A 14,849-nucleotide genomic window follows, 5' to 3' on the forward strand; every position below is an offset into this window, starting at 1 on the left:
TTACTCCGGGTCCCTATTCGTGCTATATAAAAAGGAGATGCGGACTATTAAACCTTACTGGAAGGATCACCGGTCTCTTCCCGGTTCGTCCATCAGATCCAGCACATGGCGCCGTATCCGGGCGAACTCCGTACTCGTCCGGTCCCGGGGACGGGGGATAGGGATCTCCATGACCTCGCGGACGGTCCCCGGCCTCCGGGTGAGCACCACGATCCGGTCGGACATGTACACCGCCTCGTCCACGCTGTGGGTCACGAAGATAATGGTCTTTTTGGTCTTCTCCCAGATCTCCAGGAGCTCCTTCTGCATCTTGTTCCGGGTCTGGGCGTCCAGGGCCCCGAAAGGCTCGTCCATGAGGAGCACCTCGGGTTCGACCGCGAGGGCCCGTGCGACCGCCACCCGCTGGCGCATCCCCCCTGAGAGCTCGTAGGGGTAACTCCGCGCAAAGCCGGAAAGCCCCACCATCTCCAGGTACGTGTGTGCGAGCGCGCTCCTCTTCTCCTTTTCAACCCCCCGGATCTCAAGCCCGAAGGTGACGTTGTCCAGCACGGTCCTCCAGGGGTACAGCGAGTATTCCTGGAAGATCATGGCAGTCCTCGGGTCGGGCCCGGTAATGGGCTGCCCGTCGAGGAGGGCGGTGCCCGAGGTCGCCTGGTCAAGGCCGCCGATGATGCGGAGCAGGGTGGTCTTCCCGCACCCGCTCGGGCCGAGCAGGCAGACGAACTCCTTGTCGACGATCTCCAGGTTGATATCCGAAAGCGCCTCGACCGTCTCGCCGGAGGCTGAGACAAATGTCCTTCCCAGGTGTTCTATCGAGAGCCTCATCGCGGTGTCCTCCTCATCGCTCCTGCCCCTGCCAGGCAAAGCGTTTCTTCTCGACATTTCTGAGCAGTGTGTCCACGAACAACCCGATCAGGCCGATCACCACCATCCCGGCGACGGTAACCTGAAGCTGCCCGAAGTTATACGAGTTGATGATGAGGTAGCCCAGGCCCGACGAGGTCCCGGGGAGCATCTCTGCAGCGACGACCGACATCCACGCGATCCCGAACCCTACCCGGAGCCCGGTCCAGATGGTGGGCATGGATGCCGGGAGGATGACCTTGCCGAGCGTCTGCAGCTCGGTGGCCCCGAACATGGTGGATGCCTCAATCCAGGTACGGTTCACCCGCTTCACCCCGTCGATGGTGTTGAGCAGGATGGGGAAAAGGGCCCCGATGAAGATGATGAACACGATCGAGGCGAACCCGATCTTAAACCAGGCGAGGGCGAGCGGGATCCACGCGATCGGCGGGATCGGGCGGAGGAGCTGAATGAGCGGGTCCACCACCTGGTCGAGCATGGAAAACCTGCCCATCATCACCCCTATCGGGATCGCCACGATGGCGCCAAGGAGAAAGCCTGTTGTTACGCGCCCAAGGCTTATCAGGGCGTTCTCCGCCAGGCTCCCGCTGCCCTGGATATCGACGAAGGGATGGACAAGGACCTCGAGGATAGACCCCACCCGGGGGAGAATAAACGCGTTATTTATCAGGATCGCCAGGATTTCCCAGACTACTACGAAAATAATGGGAGAAATTAGTTTTATATAGAATCTCATTTAGCCTCTATCACCGTGACACCGCTCTGCTCCAGTGCGTATTTCAACTGCACGTCCTGGATCGAGCCCTTGGGTGCCACCGCGATCTTGACCGGGTTGGTCGCACTGGACTTCTCTTTGATCCAGGCGATGAAACTCTCCCAGCCGGTCACCGGTGCGTCCGAGGTGACGACCAGGCCCGAACCTTCTGTATGTACTGGGAAGAGGATCTTTATAGGCGTTCCTTTGTCAATGGACGATATGGTGGGCGGGGTTCCGGCAATGGCGAAGTCGATGGAGTTGGACGCCATGAGGGTCATCAGCTGTGCTCCGCCGTCTCCCTGGACGAGCTGCACATCGGCCACTTTCTTCCCTTCGACGAGGAGTTCCGCATTCTGCACCCTGCCGGTGGAATCGCCGACCGGTTTGAGCGCAACACCGTAGGTATCGTTGAAATACTGCCACTCTTTCACGGCGACGAAGAGCGGGGCGTCGTGGTCGGAGAGGAGGTACCCGATAGAGATTTTCTGGGACGGGCCTTCGGGAACGGGAATCGTCCCGGCCGCGAGCATCCCCTGGGCCTCTTCCAGCGGCCTGAAGTCGTAGAGCAGCGCCGTGGTCTCATCGGGGGTGGTGTTCGAGAGGGTCCCGGTGATGTAGCCGATGTTCTTCAGGGCGTCGATGAACAGGATGTTTGACTCCAGCCACTGGGGCGAGGGGTCGTTGGTGAACCGGATGGTGGGGATGGACGCCTTCTCCACGTCGACCGAACTTACGGTGACGTTCCCGAAGGTGAGGTTCGCCCCGCCGAAGATCCAGTCCGCGGAGATCTCTGCGGCGCGATCGGGATTGTCCCTGGTATAGTTGGTCGCAGCGATCAGTGCCGCGGAGAGCGCGTCGGTCAGCTCGGGGTTACCCTGCACTACCGCATCCCTGCCGACAAGGCTGTCGCAGGAGTGGTCCGCCCAGATCTCCGGCGGCGGCAGGTCCTGGGAGTATGAGACGACCTTTGCGAGACCGGTGACCTCGCCGACCGCGACGAACGGCTGCCAGGACATGTACCCGTCGATCTGGTCCGTCGCGAGCAGCTGGGGCATCTGCCCCGGGTTGGTGTAGAGGATCATTACCGTTGCATTCGAGCCGGTCGCAGGTGCCTGTGTGCACCCGGCGGCGAGCATCGCTGCAATCACGATTCCGACAATAGCGAGAAGTATCGCCTTCTTCATGAGGTATTAGTTTCAGACCCATCCTATATAAAATCCCTCAAAAAGACGCAATAGGGTGTTATATTGTAATAATTTTTTAACATTTTTGTTACAATTATAAAATTTTTGGGTATTATTGTCCAATTTATTGACAATGAGCAGTTCAATGATGACAAAAGTATTATAACTTCACTAAATTATCTGGATTGTACCTAAAAATGGTGCAACTTGACCCTGTCGACCGGCTGATGAGGGCAGCGCTCCTGTCAGACCAGGACTTTGTCCAGGTCCTGCACGAGATCATGAAGCGGGAGCTTCGTATCAGCGTACGTGAGCTCGCCGATTCGAGTGGCATCGCGCAGAGCTCGCTCTACAAGATCCTCCACGGAAAGCGGTCCCCGAATCTCTCCACCCTCCGGTCGATCGTTCATGCACTCCGTCACTACTACCAGGCAGGCGAGGGGGAATTCATCGGCCTCATCGCCGCCCGTCCGGTACTCGACACGGTCCAGGAGCGGGTCGCAGACATCGACGGGCACCGGATGAAGGTGCGTGAGTACCCCGTGCACACCATGGAAGACGCGATCGTCGCCGCGGTCCGTGCAGAGCGGGAAGGAGCGATCGCCATCGTGTGCGCCCCCATCGTCTCGAGCATCATCGAGCAGCTGGTGCATATCCCGGTTGCCACGATCATTCCCCGCGAGTCCGTGCAGCGGGCGATCGAGCTCGCCGCCCGTAAGGCGTGGCTTTAATCCGATCCGCTCCCTTTGTTGTACAGGAGGATCGATTGATAATGCAGGGAGACGTGGTGAGGCGCGGCCGTCTGACGGGAGAGCGGGCCGGTGATATGATGCACTTTCTCTCGTCCATGAAAGCGGACCGCTGCATCGCCGATGCCGATATCCTCGTGGATATCGCGCACGTGATGATGCTCAATAAACAGAAGATCCTGGGCGACGAACATGCCCGGGGGCTGCTCTCGGCGCTCCTTCAGATTTATGACGAAGGAGTCCCGGAGGCGGCGTTCGACGACCGGTACGAGGATATTCACGCAGGAATAGAGTCCACACTCATCGCCGCGGTGGGAGAGGAGGTCGGCGGCCGGCTGCACATCGGCAGGTCGAGGAACGATGAGGTCGTTACGTGCATGCGACTCCGCCTGCGGGAGGATATTCTTAAACAGCTCACGGCCCTGGTCAGGCTCCGGGAGGTGCTGCTGACCCTGGCGGAAGAGCACCACGGGACGGTGATGCCCGGTTTCACCCATTTCCAGCATGCCCAGCCTACCACTCTTGCCCACTGGATGCTCGCCTACGAACAGGCGTTCGCCAGGGATTTCGACCGGTTATGGGAGGCTTATGACCGTGTGAACCGTTCGCCGCTCGGTGCGGCGGCGTTCGCCTCCACCACCTACCCGATCAACCGGGAACTCACCGCCGGGATGCTCGGGTTTTCGGGCCTGGTGGAGAACACCATGGACGCGGTTGCATCCCGCGATTTCGCTCTCGAAGTGCTCGCCGACCTGACCATTATGATGGCCACCGCGAGCAGGCTCTGCGACGACCTTATCCTCTGGTCGTCGGGATTCATCGGGTTCGTCACCCTTGACGACGCCTTCTGCTCCACGAGTTCGATCATGCCCCAGAAGAAAAACCCCGATACCGCGGAGATCATGAGGGCCAAGGCGGCGTCCCTGCTGGGGTCGTTCACCGCGGCATGCGCCACGACCAAGGGGCTGCCCATGAGTTACAACCGCGACCTCCAGGAACTGACCCCCAGCCTCTGGCGGGGGGTGTGGGATGCCAAGCACAGTTCCCGCCTTCTTGTTGATATGCTCGCCACCGCCAGGTTCCACCCCGACCGGATGGAGGCGGAGGCGGGGAAGGGGAACTCCACCGCCACGGATCTTGCGGACATGCTGGTCCGTGACTACGGGCTCCCCTTCCGGACCGCACACACCATCGTGGGCCGGGCGGTGCAGAACGGAACCCTCGACCTGCCAACCCTTGATGAAGCGGCGAAGGAGGTCACCGGGACCGACCTCTCTTCCCGGGGGCTCACCGCGGAGAAGGTCCGCGACGCCCTCGACGTGCGGCAGAGCGTCGCACTCCGTAAGGCGAGAGGGGGGCCGGCTGAACTCTCGGTAAAAGTGGCCTGCCAGGAGCGGAAGGAGCACCTGCAAAAGGACCAGGACTCCCTCGATGAGCGGATGGCGGCCGTATCCGGCGCCCTGTCCCGGCTAATCCGGGACGCCAGGGGGCTGGTCCAGTGACCGGGGAGTTCTCCTCCGGCGACCGGGTGCGGTGCATGTTCGCGGGAAAGTCACTCGCAGGGACCTACATCACCGAACGGGATGGTATGGCGGTGATAAAACTCGACAGCGGGTACAACATGGGCGTCCCGTTCCCGGCCTGTACCCTGGTGGAACACCTTCCGGCCGCCCCTGTAAAGGGGCCTGCAGTGGCCCAGGACCCGTCGCTTCCCCCGCTCTCCATCGTTTCCACCGGGGGGACGATCGCGAGCAGGATCGACTACCGTACCGGTGCCGTGACCAGCCAGTTCGATGCCGACGATATCCTCAGGGCGATTCCCGGTCTGGAGAAGATCGGGAACTTCTCCACCCGCGTACTCTATACCATCCTTTCGGAGAACATGACCCCGCAGATCTGGCAGGAGCTCGCCCGCTCGGTGTACGAGGAGATCCGTGGCGGAGCGAAAGGCGTGATCGTCACCCACGGGACCGATACCATGGCATATAGCGCCGCAGCCCTGTCGTTCATGCTGGACACCCCTGTCCCCGTGATCTTCGTAGGGTCGCAGCGGTCGGCGGACCGGCCGAGCAGCGATAACGTGATGAACGCCCTGTGCAGCGCGAGCGCCGCGGTGAGCCCGCTCGGAGAGGTCGCGGTAGTGATGCACGAGAGTTCCAGCGACGACTTCTGTGTCATACACCGGGGCACGAGGGTCAGGAAGATGCACTCCTCCCGGAGGGACGCGTTCAGGAGCCTGGGGCTCCCCCCGATCGGCCGGGTGGAGTATCCCTCGCTCGGGATCACCCTCGCAGAGGACGCGGTCCGCCGCTGTGATACGGAGCCTGTCCTCCTCGATGCGCTGGAACCGCGCTGCGGGCTGCTGTATTTCTATCCCGGGATGCCCGCCGGAGTCCTGGAAGCATTTTCCGGGATGGAGGGACTGGTGATCGCCGGCACCGGTCTCGGACACACGAGCACCGGGCTGATCCAGGGACTCCGCGATCTGATCGACGGGGGGACGACGGTGGTCATGACCACCCAGTGCCTCTTCGGGCGGGTCTGCGACCGGGTCTACGATACCGGGCGGGACCTGCTGAAGGCCGGGGTCATCGAGGGAGAGGATATGCTCCCCGAAACGGCCCTGGTCAAGATGATGTGGGTGCTTGCGAACGAGCGCGACCGGGAGCGCGCCGGGGCCCTGATGCAGAAGGATTTGCGGGGAGAACTGTCCGGGAGGTCGGTATCGTGACCGACTATGAGTCCGTCGGCCTGAAGGCCGGGATCGAGATCCACCAGCAGCTGAATTCCCGGGAGAAATTGTTCTGCGGGTGCCCCACCGTACTCCGGAAGTTCGACGAGCGCTCGGGTGAATTCGCCCGGTACCTCCGGGCGACTGAGAGCGAGATGGGGGAGATCGACCGGGCCGCGAAGGAAGAGATGATGGTCCTCCGCAGGTTCTGCTATTACGCCTACGACACCTGCTGCCTGGTCGAATACGATGAGGAGCCTCCCGGCCCCCTGAACCGTGAGGCGCTGGGGATCTGCCTCTCTATCGCGAAGACCCTGGGGATGACCCCCATCGAGCAGGTGCACACCATGAGGAAGCTGGTCATCGACGGGTCAAACACCAGCGGGTTCCAGCGCACCGCGCTGGTTGCCATGAACGGGACGCTTCCCAACGGCGGGGCGATCGATACCATCTGTCTCGAGGAGGAAGCGGCCCAGCGGGTGGAGGGGGACATCTTCTCCCTCGACCGGCTGGGAATCCCCCTGGTGGAGATCACTACCTCGCCCTGCATGCACACCCCCGAGGAAGTCTACCAGGTGGCGGAATACCTGGGCATGGTCCTCCGCTCGACCGGGAGGGTCAAGCGCGGCCTGGGCACGATCCGCCAGGACGTCAACATCTCCATCCGGGAAGGCGCCAGGGTGGAGATCAAGGGGGTGCAGGAACTGGACCTGATCGCCGAGGTGGTGAGGAGGGAGGTGGACCGGCAGCAGAACCTGGTCTGGATCAGGGAGGAGCTCCGGTCCCGTCGGGCCCGGGTCGACCCGGTCCCGGTCGACGTCACCACGGTCTTCGCCGGCACGGCTTCGTCCATCCTGAAGAAGGCCAAAAAGATCCTTGCCGTCAGGCTTCCCGGGTTCGGGGGCCTGGTGGGGAGGGAGATCCAGCCGGGAAGAAGGCTCGGCAGCGAGATCTCGGACTATGCAAAAAAATGTGGGGTGGGGGGGATCTTCCACACCGATGAGCTTCCCGCGTATGGGGTGACCGCGGAAGAGGTGGAGGCGCTCCGGCGGAACCTCGGGGCTGCGAGCGATGAATGCATCATCCTCGTGGCTGCGGGCGCAGACCGGGCGGTGTGTGCCGCAGACCAGGTGATATACCGCGCGAACCTTGCGCTGGAAGGTGTTCCGGAGGAGACCCGGAAGATGCTGGAAGGGGGCTCCACGGCGTACATGCGCCCGCTTCCGGGAGCGGCCCGCATGTACCCTGAAACCGACGTGCTTCCCGTCAGGATAGGAACGGAAGACTGGGATGCGGTAACGGTCCCCGAACTCCTCACCATCCGGGCCGAACGGTTCGTCACGGAATTCGGGATGGATCCCGGCATCGCCCGGCAGGTGGCGTATTCGGAGTACCTCCCCCTCTTCCAGGCGGCCCTGGACCATGGCATCCCGCCCAGCCTCGCCCACCGCACTATCTTCGCCACCGCGAAGGAGGTCGGCAAGGAGACCGGAAAAGACACCTCCGGGCTGCTCGACCCCGCCGTTCTCATACCGGTCCTCGAAGCTACCCAGAACGGGACTATCGCCAAGGAAGCAATTCCCCAGGTCTTCATGCTCGAACTTGAGGGGGTCCCGGTGAACGAGGCGATAGCCCGGTCGAAGCCCTCGGTCTCGACCTCGGATATCGAGGAGATCGTTTCGAAAATCGTGAACGAGAGAAAGGATTTCGTGAAGAGCAAGGGCATGGCGTCGCTCGGACCCCTCATGGGTGTGGTGATGGAGGAACTCCGGGGGGCGGCTGACGGCAAGGTGATCGCCGGGGTATTAAAGAAGGAGATCCAGGCGGCATTAAAGGAAGAATAACGATTTCCTTCACCTCCTCACCTGAATATTACCGTTGAGAATATGCAGGAATTCAAATTTTGGGGCAGGAATTAATTTAATCAGCAGAAAAGCTTTCGGACCAGGCACAAAACTTGAGTAATTCCCTCCCGGCCGGACAGACGAGTGCTATATCACGGAGCGTACAATATGCAATTCCGATCGCTGGTGCAGGGGTATGTCCGGGGCGTCACCTTTCCGTTTCATCCTTACGGACCGTCCTGAACAGAGGGTTATTCGCACCCGATGAGTGACGTGTCGGTAGTTCCGGGCATGCCGTGGGATCTGCACGGGACATCCTCCAGGCGCTGTCTTTTACCGTGCCGGATAGAGCCCCGCCCTGGAACCGGGAAGAGCCTTTTTTCCATAGAAATCGGGAATTATACGAACATTTATGAGACTCCCTCCCCAATTTATTCAGGAGTTATCGATATGGGTAAAACAGGAACAGTACAGTGGACCCAGGTCAAGGGTGTGAAAGGACAGATCCGACTGGTCCCCAAAGCAGAAGGCGAGACAAAAAAGCCGGGCCCGAACCAGCGTTTCAAAGCGGGAGCCTCGCTCCGTAAACTCGAGCAGTCGATGGGAGACCAGGGCGGCCGTGGCGGCAGAGGCGGTTCACGCGGCGGCCGTGGCGGTGCACGCGGAGGCCGCGGCGGACGGGGCAGAGGAGAACCCGGCCCCTCCGCAAACCCCATGGTCCGGCGTGCCATGCGGCGCTCGAAGGCGTCCATGATGGGTGCGAAGGCTAAATCCGGCCGTTAAACCGGTAAATACCGTAATATCTCTTTTTCCCGCTTCAACGCGAAGTATTTTTTAACCGTCAGGTTGCCAGTGTGAGTATGGATAAAAAGACCGCAATCACCAGCTACCAGTTCGGAGAGCGTGCGAAGAGCGAGCTCATCATCTGCTCCCAGCTTGCGACGGCACTCGCAGGGTTCCCCGAACCGGAACGCGAAGGGGGAAAACGAATGCTCGTGATGCTGATGGAGATCGTCCGCAGCGAGACGGAATTCGCCCAGAAGAGCACCGGGAGGGGTGAGTTCCGGAAGGCGGCCGACCTTACCAGCGAGGCCATCAGCAATGTAGAGAGCATGAACCTGGGAAATGCCGCCCTCAAGCTGGGAGAAGCGATAAGCGCAGTCACCACCGCGGCCCAGGAAGCGTGGACCGTCCTCGAGCAGCATTAACTCCTCTGATTTCTTCGGGTTCGTCTCCACCAGGTCGTCGGTGCGCAGCTATACGGGGCAGGAACTCACCCCCGAAGAGGTCGAGTACCTCATGGACTGCGCATCCACCGCACCGAGCGCGGGGAACATGCAGGCCTGGGACGTGGTGCTGGTCACCGACGAGCAGCAAAAAGAGCGGTTATCCGCCGCGGCCCTGGAACAGCCGCATGTCAGGGCTGCGGCCGCGCTTCTGGTGGTGACCGCAAATTACGTCCGTTCCATGTCCCGGTACGGGGAACGCGGGATCCTCTACGCGATACAGGACGCCACTATCGCCTGCACCTACATGATGCTCGCCGCTCATGCGGCGGGCCTTGTGACCTGCTGGGTGGGAGCGTTCGAAGAAGAAGAGGTCAAACAGCTGCTCCGCCTCCCCGTGCATGTCCGCCCGGTCGCGATACTCTGCGTCGGGAAGGGGATCCCGCCCACGGTGCATACCGGGAGAATGTCTCCCGCGGAGCACATTCATGAGGACCGCTGGTGAAACGTTAGGAGAAGCAGATGCCGGACTACCTCGTTACTCTCGAATCGGCCTGGATTATAAAGGACGCGAAGTCCCTGGAGGATGCGATCAGCATCGCCATCTCCGAGGCCGGAAAACGCCTGAACCCCTCGGCAAAATACGTGGAGGTGGAGGCCGGGATGCTGGCCTGCCCCTTCTGCGAGGGTGAACTGAACAGTGCCATAATCGTGGCGAAGACTGCGCTCATCGGGCTCTCGCTCGAGATGAAGGTCTTCCGCGCCGATTCGAAGGAGCACGCCGCCCGGATTGCAAAATCGGTGATCGGGAAGGCGTTGCGGGACGTACCCCTCGAAGTCAAGGATGTGCAGGAGTTATGATCGCGGTCGTGGGGCATACCGCGATCGATCATATCTCCCGGGTGGTCTCTTTTCCGCCGCCCAACGGTTCCACCACCATCCTTGACCGGAAAGTGTACTTCGGGGGGGGTGCGGCGAATATTGCTGCCGGTATCGCGACCCTGGGTGAGTCCTGCACCCTGGTGAGCGCGGTCGGTCCCGATTTCGAGGGGAGCGAGTATGACCGCTGGATGAAAGATCTCGGCATCGGCCAGCAGTTCTTCGTGGATCCTGGTGCGAACACCCCGACCGCGTTCATGTTCACCGACCCCTCAGGGGACCAGATCACGTTCTTCGAATGGGGCGCCTCACGGCAGTTCGCAGGGTCTCCTGCCCCCTCCTTCCCCTTCGTCCATCTCGCCACCGCCGACCCGGGGTTCAACGTGCGGGTTGCGGAAAAGAGCGGGTTTACTTCGTTCGACCCGGGACAGGACCTGCACCGTTATACCGCGTCCGACCTGTATTCCATCATTCGCCATACTTCACTCCTGTTTGCGAACGAGCACGAGGTGGAAGGAATGTGCAGGACCATGGACCTCTCACGGGACGCCCTTATCGGGATGGTCCCTATGGCGCTCTTTACCATGAGTTCCCGGGGGAGCACGCTCCATCACGAGGGGGAGTCGCATTTCGTCCCTGCGATCCCGGTCACCTGCGCAGACCCCACCGGTGCGGGCGACTCCTACCGGGCGGGATTCCTCTCGGCATACCAGAGGGGGCTCCCCCCCGTCGAGTGCGCCCGGGTAGGAACGGTGACGGCCTCGTTCGTGGTCGAGAAGATCGGCTGCCAGACCAATCTCCCCCGCTGGGAGGACATGAAGGTACGATACGAGAACTATTTTGGGAGATTTGATTACTGACGTTATCCATAGGTAGTCATATGAGCCGGGCAGTCCCCACGAACGCTTCGTTACCTCCGGAAATGCACGGGGGCTTCCCGGCGGCAGTATTTCAGGCCGGATCCTTTCATGGCCGGGGAGGGATCGCATGGCGGTAAAAGCAAGCGACGAGAGGATCGAGCGGCTGACAAAATACCTCTTCTCAGCTCCGTCCTGGCCAATGTCCCTGTTCATCGTGGTAGTTCTCGGGCTTGTCATCGACGGCGCCAGCCTGAGGCTCGGGCAGCAGGTCCAGTTTCTCGGCACACTGGGGTTCACGGTGCCCGCAGTTGCAGGCTTCCTCCTTACAAAGCCCCTGATCGACCTCCTTGGAAAGCAGATGACATGGAACCGGTCAGCCCTGCTTGCGACGGCGTGTACAGTATTCGGGGTGATCATCACCATCTCCGGGCTGGTCTTCTCGGTCTCGATGCTTCCCCTTTTTTACGCGGCAGGCCTGGGGTTTGTATTCGGCATACGGATCTTCGTGCTGGTCGCCATCTCCGACTACAGGGTCCACCGGATGATCATCCCTGCGGCAACCCAGAGCCTTGCAGGGGTGGCGATGGGCTGGTTCCTGTTCGCCCCGTCGTTCGTGCTCCTCGCACTGGTACTCCACGTCGTGTTCGGGGGAGGTTTCATCATCCTCATCTGGCTGATGGAACGGCCGTTCCGGAAGGCGTTCAACATCAGGATGCTGAACTTCGTGAACACCTTCATCGCCCACCTGACGGACGGCTCAAAGACCATGGAAGACTTCTTCCGCGAAATGGGGGAGGAAGTCTTCGTACCGGAGGTCAGTATCTTTTTCCGGAGAAAGGATAAACGGGGGCTGCTTTTCACCGTCCCCAATGTCCACCCGGGCCCCATCGGAGAGATCGGCGGGGGGAACCTGCCCCGCTTTTTCCAGAATGCCTTTGACGACATGGTGATGGTGAGCCACGGGGCGGCCACCCACGACTTCAACCTGGTCTCCGAAGACGAGATCATCAAACTCATCACACCCGTCCGCGAGTCAGCCCGTAACGTGACCTATTCGGGAACCGGCAGCCTGTCGACACGCTACCAGGTGGGGTCCGTGAAGGTCCTGGCCCAGGTGTTCGGGGATACCCTCCTCCTGGTCGGCACGCGGTCTCCCGAGCGGACCGAGGACCTCGACTTCAACATCGGGATGGCGATCATGTCCGAGGGGCACAGGGCATTCCCCAACGTAGGGTTTGTCGACGCCCATAACTGCCTCACGGGGGATATCTCCTATGTCACACCGGCGAGCCTGGTGGCGAACGAATACTTCCGGGCCTGCAACCTTGCCTTCGACGAGACCCCTCACCTTCCCCGGTATCCTCTCCGGGTGGGGATATCACATGTCGCCGTTCCGTTCACCCGGGATGAGGGGTTCGGTGACCTGGGGATCCAGGCGCTGGTCGTCCGGGTAGACGACCAGACCACCGCGTACGTTCTGTTCGACGGGAACAACATGCACGAGGGCGTCCGGGAAGTAATCCGGGACAGGGTGCTCACGTTCGTCGACGAAGCCGAGCTGATGACCACGGATTCCCACGTGGTCAACACGGTGACCGGGAAGAACCCGGTCGGCCTGCACGTGCCGGCGGAGAAGATCATCCCCTTCGTGGACCAGGCCGTACGGGAAGCCCTGGCAGACCTCACCCCTGCCGAGGCGGGGGGGAGCACCGCGTGGGGAGAACGGGTGGTGGTCTTCGGGTCCCAGAGGATCTCCCAGCTCGCAAGCACGGTAAGCACGATGCTGGTCTTTATTCCCGCACTCAGCGCGGCGATCCTCCTGCTCGCATTCCTCCTCTCCTTCATTGCCTACCTTGCCATAGGCTGAAACCGTTACCGATCGGGTGAGTTCGCAGGCCATCGGCATCATGAAGGCGGAAGAGAGGTCGTTTTTCTACGTTACAGAGGTAAGAGGGATCTCGTCGCCTTTACTGGTCATATATACAGGAGGGGTACAGGGAGGACCAAGGGAATACTGCATGTGGGGCGGATGATGCATCACGGTGATGAGTAACCGGAACCCGGGGTAACACGTGGGAAATACGAAGGATATGGGAACATTGCAGGATTCGGTTGGGTGCGACAGGATGAACGAGGAGTCGATACCCCTGAGTAAAGGATCGTGAACTGAAGAAGGACCAGCATGATCCAGGCAGGGCATATCAGTGATGCTGAGAGTATCAGCCTTCGATTAATTCGAGTATCAGCATCATTTATGCAAATACCGGCACTGGACCATGATGGTTTCAATCTTCTTGTTGCACTGTACTCCTTATAAATCTTTCCTAAAAAGTTCACGAATTCATTCGTATTTTTAAGATCCGGCGCGCAGAAAAGGGGGAGCGCTGACATTCCGCCGCCCCGCCCGGCCCCGGCCGATTGGGGTGCCGCAGGGATTCCGATGGGAAAAAACCTTGTAAGGGGGGTCCCGAATCCGGTTCCAAGGGAGGATCGGCATGGAAATTATGTCGAAGAATTTCGCTCGGATCTCAAAAATCTCTGAAATATGATGTCAGACGCCAGCTATACAAGGGGGGAGGATCTATTGATCGTGCAAGGTTTTAGGTGGAACCATGAGGCAGTCGGTATCCGTTCATTATACCCGTGCAGGGACCGCACGGCGCTCCGGAAGAGGCCTGGCGATGGAGATCGGGGGGGCGTCATTCTTCATCACCCCCGAGGAGCTCCCGGTGCTGCTCGGTGACCGCCCCGCGGAGGTCGTGAACCATCTGGGCGAGAAGGAAGGCACGGCATGGCTCTCCCCCCTCGCTTCGGTCAGGAAACAGGACCTTACCGCCCTGATCAGGGAAAACCTCTACGTGCTGACAATCCGCGACCTCCAGCGGATCATATCCGGGAGCATAAGGCGGGCCCAGGTGATGGAGTTTCACCCTCCCGCCAGGTGATTCGCGATGCCGAGCAGCAGGTCTCCGATGGCCCTCCTCATCCTGGAAGGGCCGTGGTGGACTCCCGAACAAAAACCAAAGCGCCCCTCGGTCCTCTCCTTTTTCGAGGGCATGGAAAATTACCGGGGAGACTTCAACATCTACTACTCGAACTTCTATGAAAAGACGGGGTTCCGGAGGGCACTCGAGGACGACCTCCTCCATACAAGGGAGGACCGCCTGTTCCTCTACGTGGCGGCGCACGGGTACCCGCATATGTTCGGCGGAATGAAATCCACCCGGGGTATGCAGATCGGGACCCTTATGCGGGCGGTAAAACGCGCCGCGAACTATTCCCAGATCGAAGGGGTGGTGTTCGGATCCTGCAACATCGGGTCAAACGTCGAGGACTTCGTAAAGACCATCAAGAGCTCGCACATCGCCTGGATGTTCGGATATACCTGCGAGATAGACTGGATGACCAGTACCATGGTGGACGTCTCGGTTTTCGAGCAGATGATGAGCCTGAAACGGACCGACCTTCGGAGCATGGACGCGATCCTCACCGCCTGTGCCCGTGGTCTGCAGCGGTTCAACCCGGGGTTCCTGATCTGCCGCGAGGAGGGAGGGGAACGGGTCAGGCTCGCAGATGCGTTCACGCTGGTGGTGCAGCCGAGAGGACGGGGGAAGAAGCCCCTGGACGTCACACCCCGGCTGAGGCATATCCTTGGCTGGGACGTGCTCCCCGGCGACGCTTCCTCCCCGGGGGATGAAGAAACGATGCCCCTGATGCACTCATAGGCGTCACGCACTCCAGTCCGGGCATTCCCT

Annotated in this window: 15 protein-coding genes; 12 read left to right on the plus strand and 3 right to left on the minus strand. The window is 60.7% G+C overall.

Annotation, left to right across the window (positions count from 1 at the left end; translation table 11 throughout):
* Nucleotides 1–66: 66 nt before the first annotated feature.
* Genes J2741_RS12265 through J2741_RS12275 form a run of 3 tightly spaced genes read right to left on the minus strand, consistent with a single transcriptional unit; the run spans nt 67 to nt 2,805 of the window.
* A complete protein-coding gene (locus tag J2741_RS12265) occupies nt 67–825 on the minus strand; it encodes an ABC transporter ATP-binding protein (protein ID WP_209675995.1) in 759 nt (252 codons plus the stop codon).
* Between the two features lie 13 nt (nt 826–838).
* Complete coding sequence (locus J2741_RS12270; protein WP_209675997.1) at nt 839–1,600, minus strand: ABC transporter permease; 762 nt, start codon at nt 1,598–1,600, stop codon at nt 839–841.
* A complete protein-coding gene (locus tag J2741_RS12275; RefSeq protein WP_209675999.1) occupies nt 1,597–2,805 on the minus strand; it encodes an ABC transporter substrate-binding protein in 1,209 nt (402 codons plus the stop codon). The genes J2741_RS12270 and J2741_RS12275 overlap by 4 nt, the downstream gene beginning before the upstream one ends.
* A gap of 197 nt (nt 2,806–3,002) precedes the next feature.
* Between J2741_RS12275 and J2741_RS12280 the strand changes: the two genes are divergently transcribed.
* The 12 genes from J2741_RS12280 (at nt 3,003) to J2741_RS12335 (ending at nt 14,819) form a co-directional block, all read left to right on the plus strand.
* Nucleotides 3,003–3,536: a helix-turn-helix domain-containing protein gene (locus tag J2741_RS12280; protein ID WP_209676001.1), complete on the plus strand. Its 534-nt coding sequence runs from the start codon at nt 3,003–3,005 to the stop codon at nt 3,534–3,536.
* A gap of 41 nt (nt 3,537–3,577) precedes the next feature.
* Nucleotides 3,578–5,056, plus strand: coding sequence for an argininosuccinate lyase (argH, locus tag J2741_RS12285; protein ID WP_209676379.1), 1,479 nt, complete (start codon nt 3,578–3,580; stop codon nt 5,054–5,056).
* 35 nt (nt 5,057–5,091) lie between these two features.
* Nucleotides 5,092–6,285 (plus strand): Glu-tRNA(Gln) amidotransferase subunit GatD, encoded by a 1,194-nt coding sequence (gene gatD / locus J2741_RS12290; RefSeq protein WP_245249818.1) that lies wholly within the window; start codon nt 5,092–5,094, stop codon nt 6,283–6,285.
* On the plus strand, nt 6,279–8,129 hold the full coding sequence (gatE, locus tag J2741_RS12295; protein WP_209676382.1) for a Glu-tRNA(Gln) amidotransferase subunit GatE: 1,851 nt from the start codon (nt 6,279–6,281) through the stop codon (nt 8,127–8,129). Before gatD ends, gatE begins: the two co-directional genes overlap by 7 nt.
* A gap of 450 nt (nt 8,130–8,579) precedes the next feature.
* A complete protein-coding gene (locus J2741_RS12300; RefSeq protein ID WP_209676005.1) occupies nt 8,580–8,912 on the plus strand; it encodes a DUF5350 domain-containing protein in 333 nt (110 codons plus the stop codon).
* Between the two features lie 77 nt (nt 8,913–8,989).
* Nucleotides 8,990–9,337 (plus strand): hypothetical protein, encoded by a 348-nt coding sequence (locus tag J2741_RS12305; protein ID WP_209676007.1) that lies wholly within the window; start codon nt 8,990–8,992, stop codon nt 9,335–9,337.
* Nucleotides 9,333–9,860 carry a nitroreductase family protein gene (locus tag J2741_RS12310; RefSeq protein ID WP_209676385.1) on the plus strand — a complete coding sequence of 176 codons (528 nt, stop codon included), beginning with the start codon at nt 9,333–9,335 and terminating at the stop codon, nt 9,858–9,860. Before J2741_RS12305 ends, J2741_RS12310 begins: the two co-directional genes overlap by 5 nt.
* 17 nt (nt 9,861–9,877) lie before the next feature.
* Nucleotides 9,878–10,216, plus strand: a complete 339-nt coding sequence (locus tag J2741_RS12315) for a DUF555 domain-containing protein (RefSeq protein ID WP_209676009.1) — start codon at nt 9,878–9,880, stop codon at nt 10,214–10,216.
* The gene (locus J2741_RS12320) at nt 10,213–11,094 is read left to right on the plus strand and encodes a carbohydrate kinase family protein (RefSeq protein ID WP_209676011.1); all 882 of its coding nucleotides are present in this window, start codon (nt 10,213–10,215) and stop codon (nt 11,092–11,094) included. Before J2741_RS12315 ends, J2741_RS12320 begins: the two co-directional genes overlap by 4 nt.
* Before the next feature lie 127 nt (nt 11,095–11,221).
* Complete coding sequence (locus J2741_RS12325; protein WP_209676013.1) at nt 11,222–12,961, plus strand: DUF2070 family protein; 1,740 nt, start codon at nt 11,222–11,224, stop codon at nt 12,959–12,961.
* 745 nt (nt 12,962–13,706) lie between these two features.
* Complete coding sequence (locus tag J2741_RS12330) at nt 13,707–14,039, plus strand: hypothetical protein (RefSeq protein ID WP_209676014.1); 333 nt, start codon at nt 13,707–13,709, stop codon at nt 14,037–14,039.
* Nucleotides 14,040–14,045: 6 nt separating this feature from the next.
* The gene (locus J2741_RS12335) at nt 14,046–14,819 is read left to right on the plus strand and encodes a hypothetical protein (protein WP_209676016.1); all 774 of its coding nucleotides are present in this window, start codon (nt 14,046–14,048) and stop codon (nt 14,817–14,819) included.
* The last annotated feature ends 30 nt before the right edge of the window (nt 14,820–14,849 follow it).

Source organism: Methanolinea mesophila (assembly GCF_017873855.1).
In the GTDB taxonomy this organism is placed as follows: Archaea; Halobacteriota; Methanomicrobia; order Methanomicrobiales; family Methanospirillaceae; genus Methanolinea_B; species Methanolinea_B mesophila.

Excerpts from the sequence above, each read along its gene's own strand:
- J2741_RS12265 (WP_209675995.1), bottom strand. The coding sequence starts at position 825 with ATGAGGCTCTCGATAGAACACCTGGGAAGGACATTTGTCTCAGCCTCC.
- J2741_RS12270 (WP_209675997.1), bottom strand. The coding sequence starts at position 1,600 with ATGAGATTCTATATAAAACTAATTTCTCCCATTATTTTCGTAGTAGTC.
- J2741_RS12275 (WP_209675999.1), bottom strand. The coding sequence starts at position 2,805 with ATGAAGAAGGCGATACTTCTCGCTATTGTCGGAATCGTGATTGCAGCG.
- J2741_RS12280 (WP_209676001.1), top strand. The coding sequence starts at position 3,003 with ATGGTGCAACTTGACCCTGTCGACCGGCTGATGAGGGCAGCGCTCCTG.
- argH (WP_209676379.1), top strand. The coding sequence starts at position 3,578 with ATGCAGGGAGACGTGGTGAGGCGCGGCCGTCTGACGGGAGAGCGGGCC.
- gatD (WP_245249818.1), top strand. The coding sequence starts at position 5,092 with ATGTTCGCGGGAAAGTCACTCGCAGGGACCTACATCACCGAACGGGAT.
- J2741_RS12300 (WP_209676005.1), top strand. The coding sequence starts at position 8,580 with ATGGGTAAAACAGGAACAGTACAGTGGACCCAGGTCAAGGGTGTGAAA.
- J2741_RS12305 (WP_209676007.1), top strand. The coding sequence starts at position 8,990 with ATGGATAAAAAGACCGCAATCACCAGCTACCAGTTCGGAGAGCGTGCG.
- J2741_RS12315 (WP_209676009.1), top strand. The coding sequence starts at position 9,878 with ATGCCGGACTACCTCGTTACTCTCGAATCGGCCTGGATTATAAAGGAC.
- J2741_RS12320 (WP_209676011.1), top strand. The coding sequence starts at position 10,213 with ATGATCGCGGTCGTGGGGCATACCGCGATCGATCATATCTCCCGGGTG.
- J2741_RS12325 (WP_209676013.1), top strand. The coding sequence starts at position 11,222 with ATGGCGGTAAAAGCAAGCGACGAGAGGATCGAGCGGCTGACAAAATAC.
- J2741_RS12330 (WP_209676014.1), top strand. The coding sequence starts at position 13,707 with ATGAGGCAGTCGGTATCCGTTCATTATACCCGTGCAGGGACCGCACGG.
- J2741_RS12335 (WP_209676016.1), top strand. The coding sequence starts at position 14,046 with ATGCCGAGCAGCAGGTCTCCGATGGCCCTCCTCATCCTGGAAGGGCCG.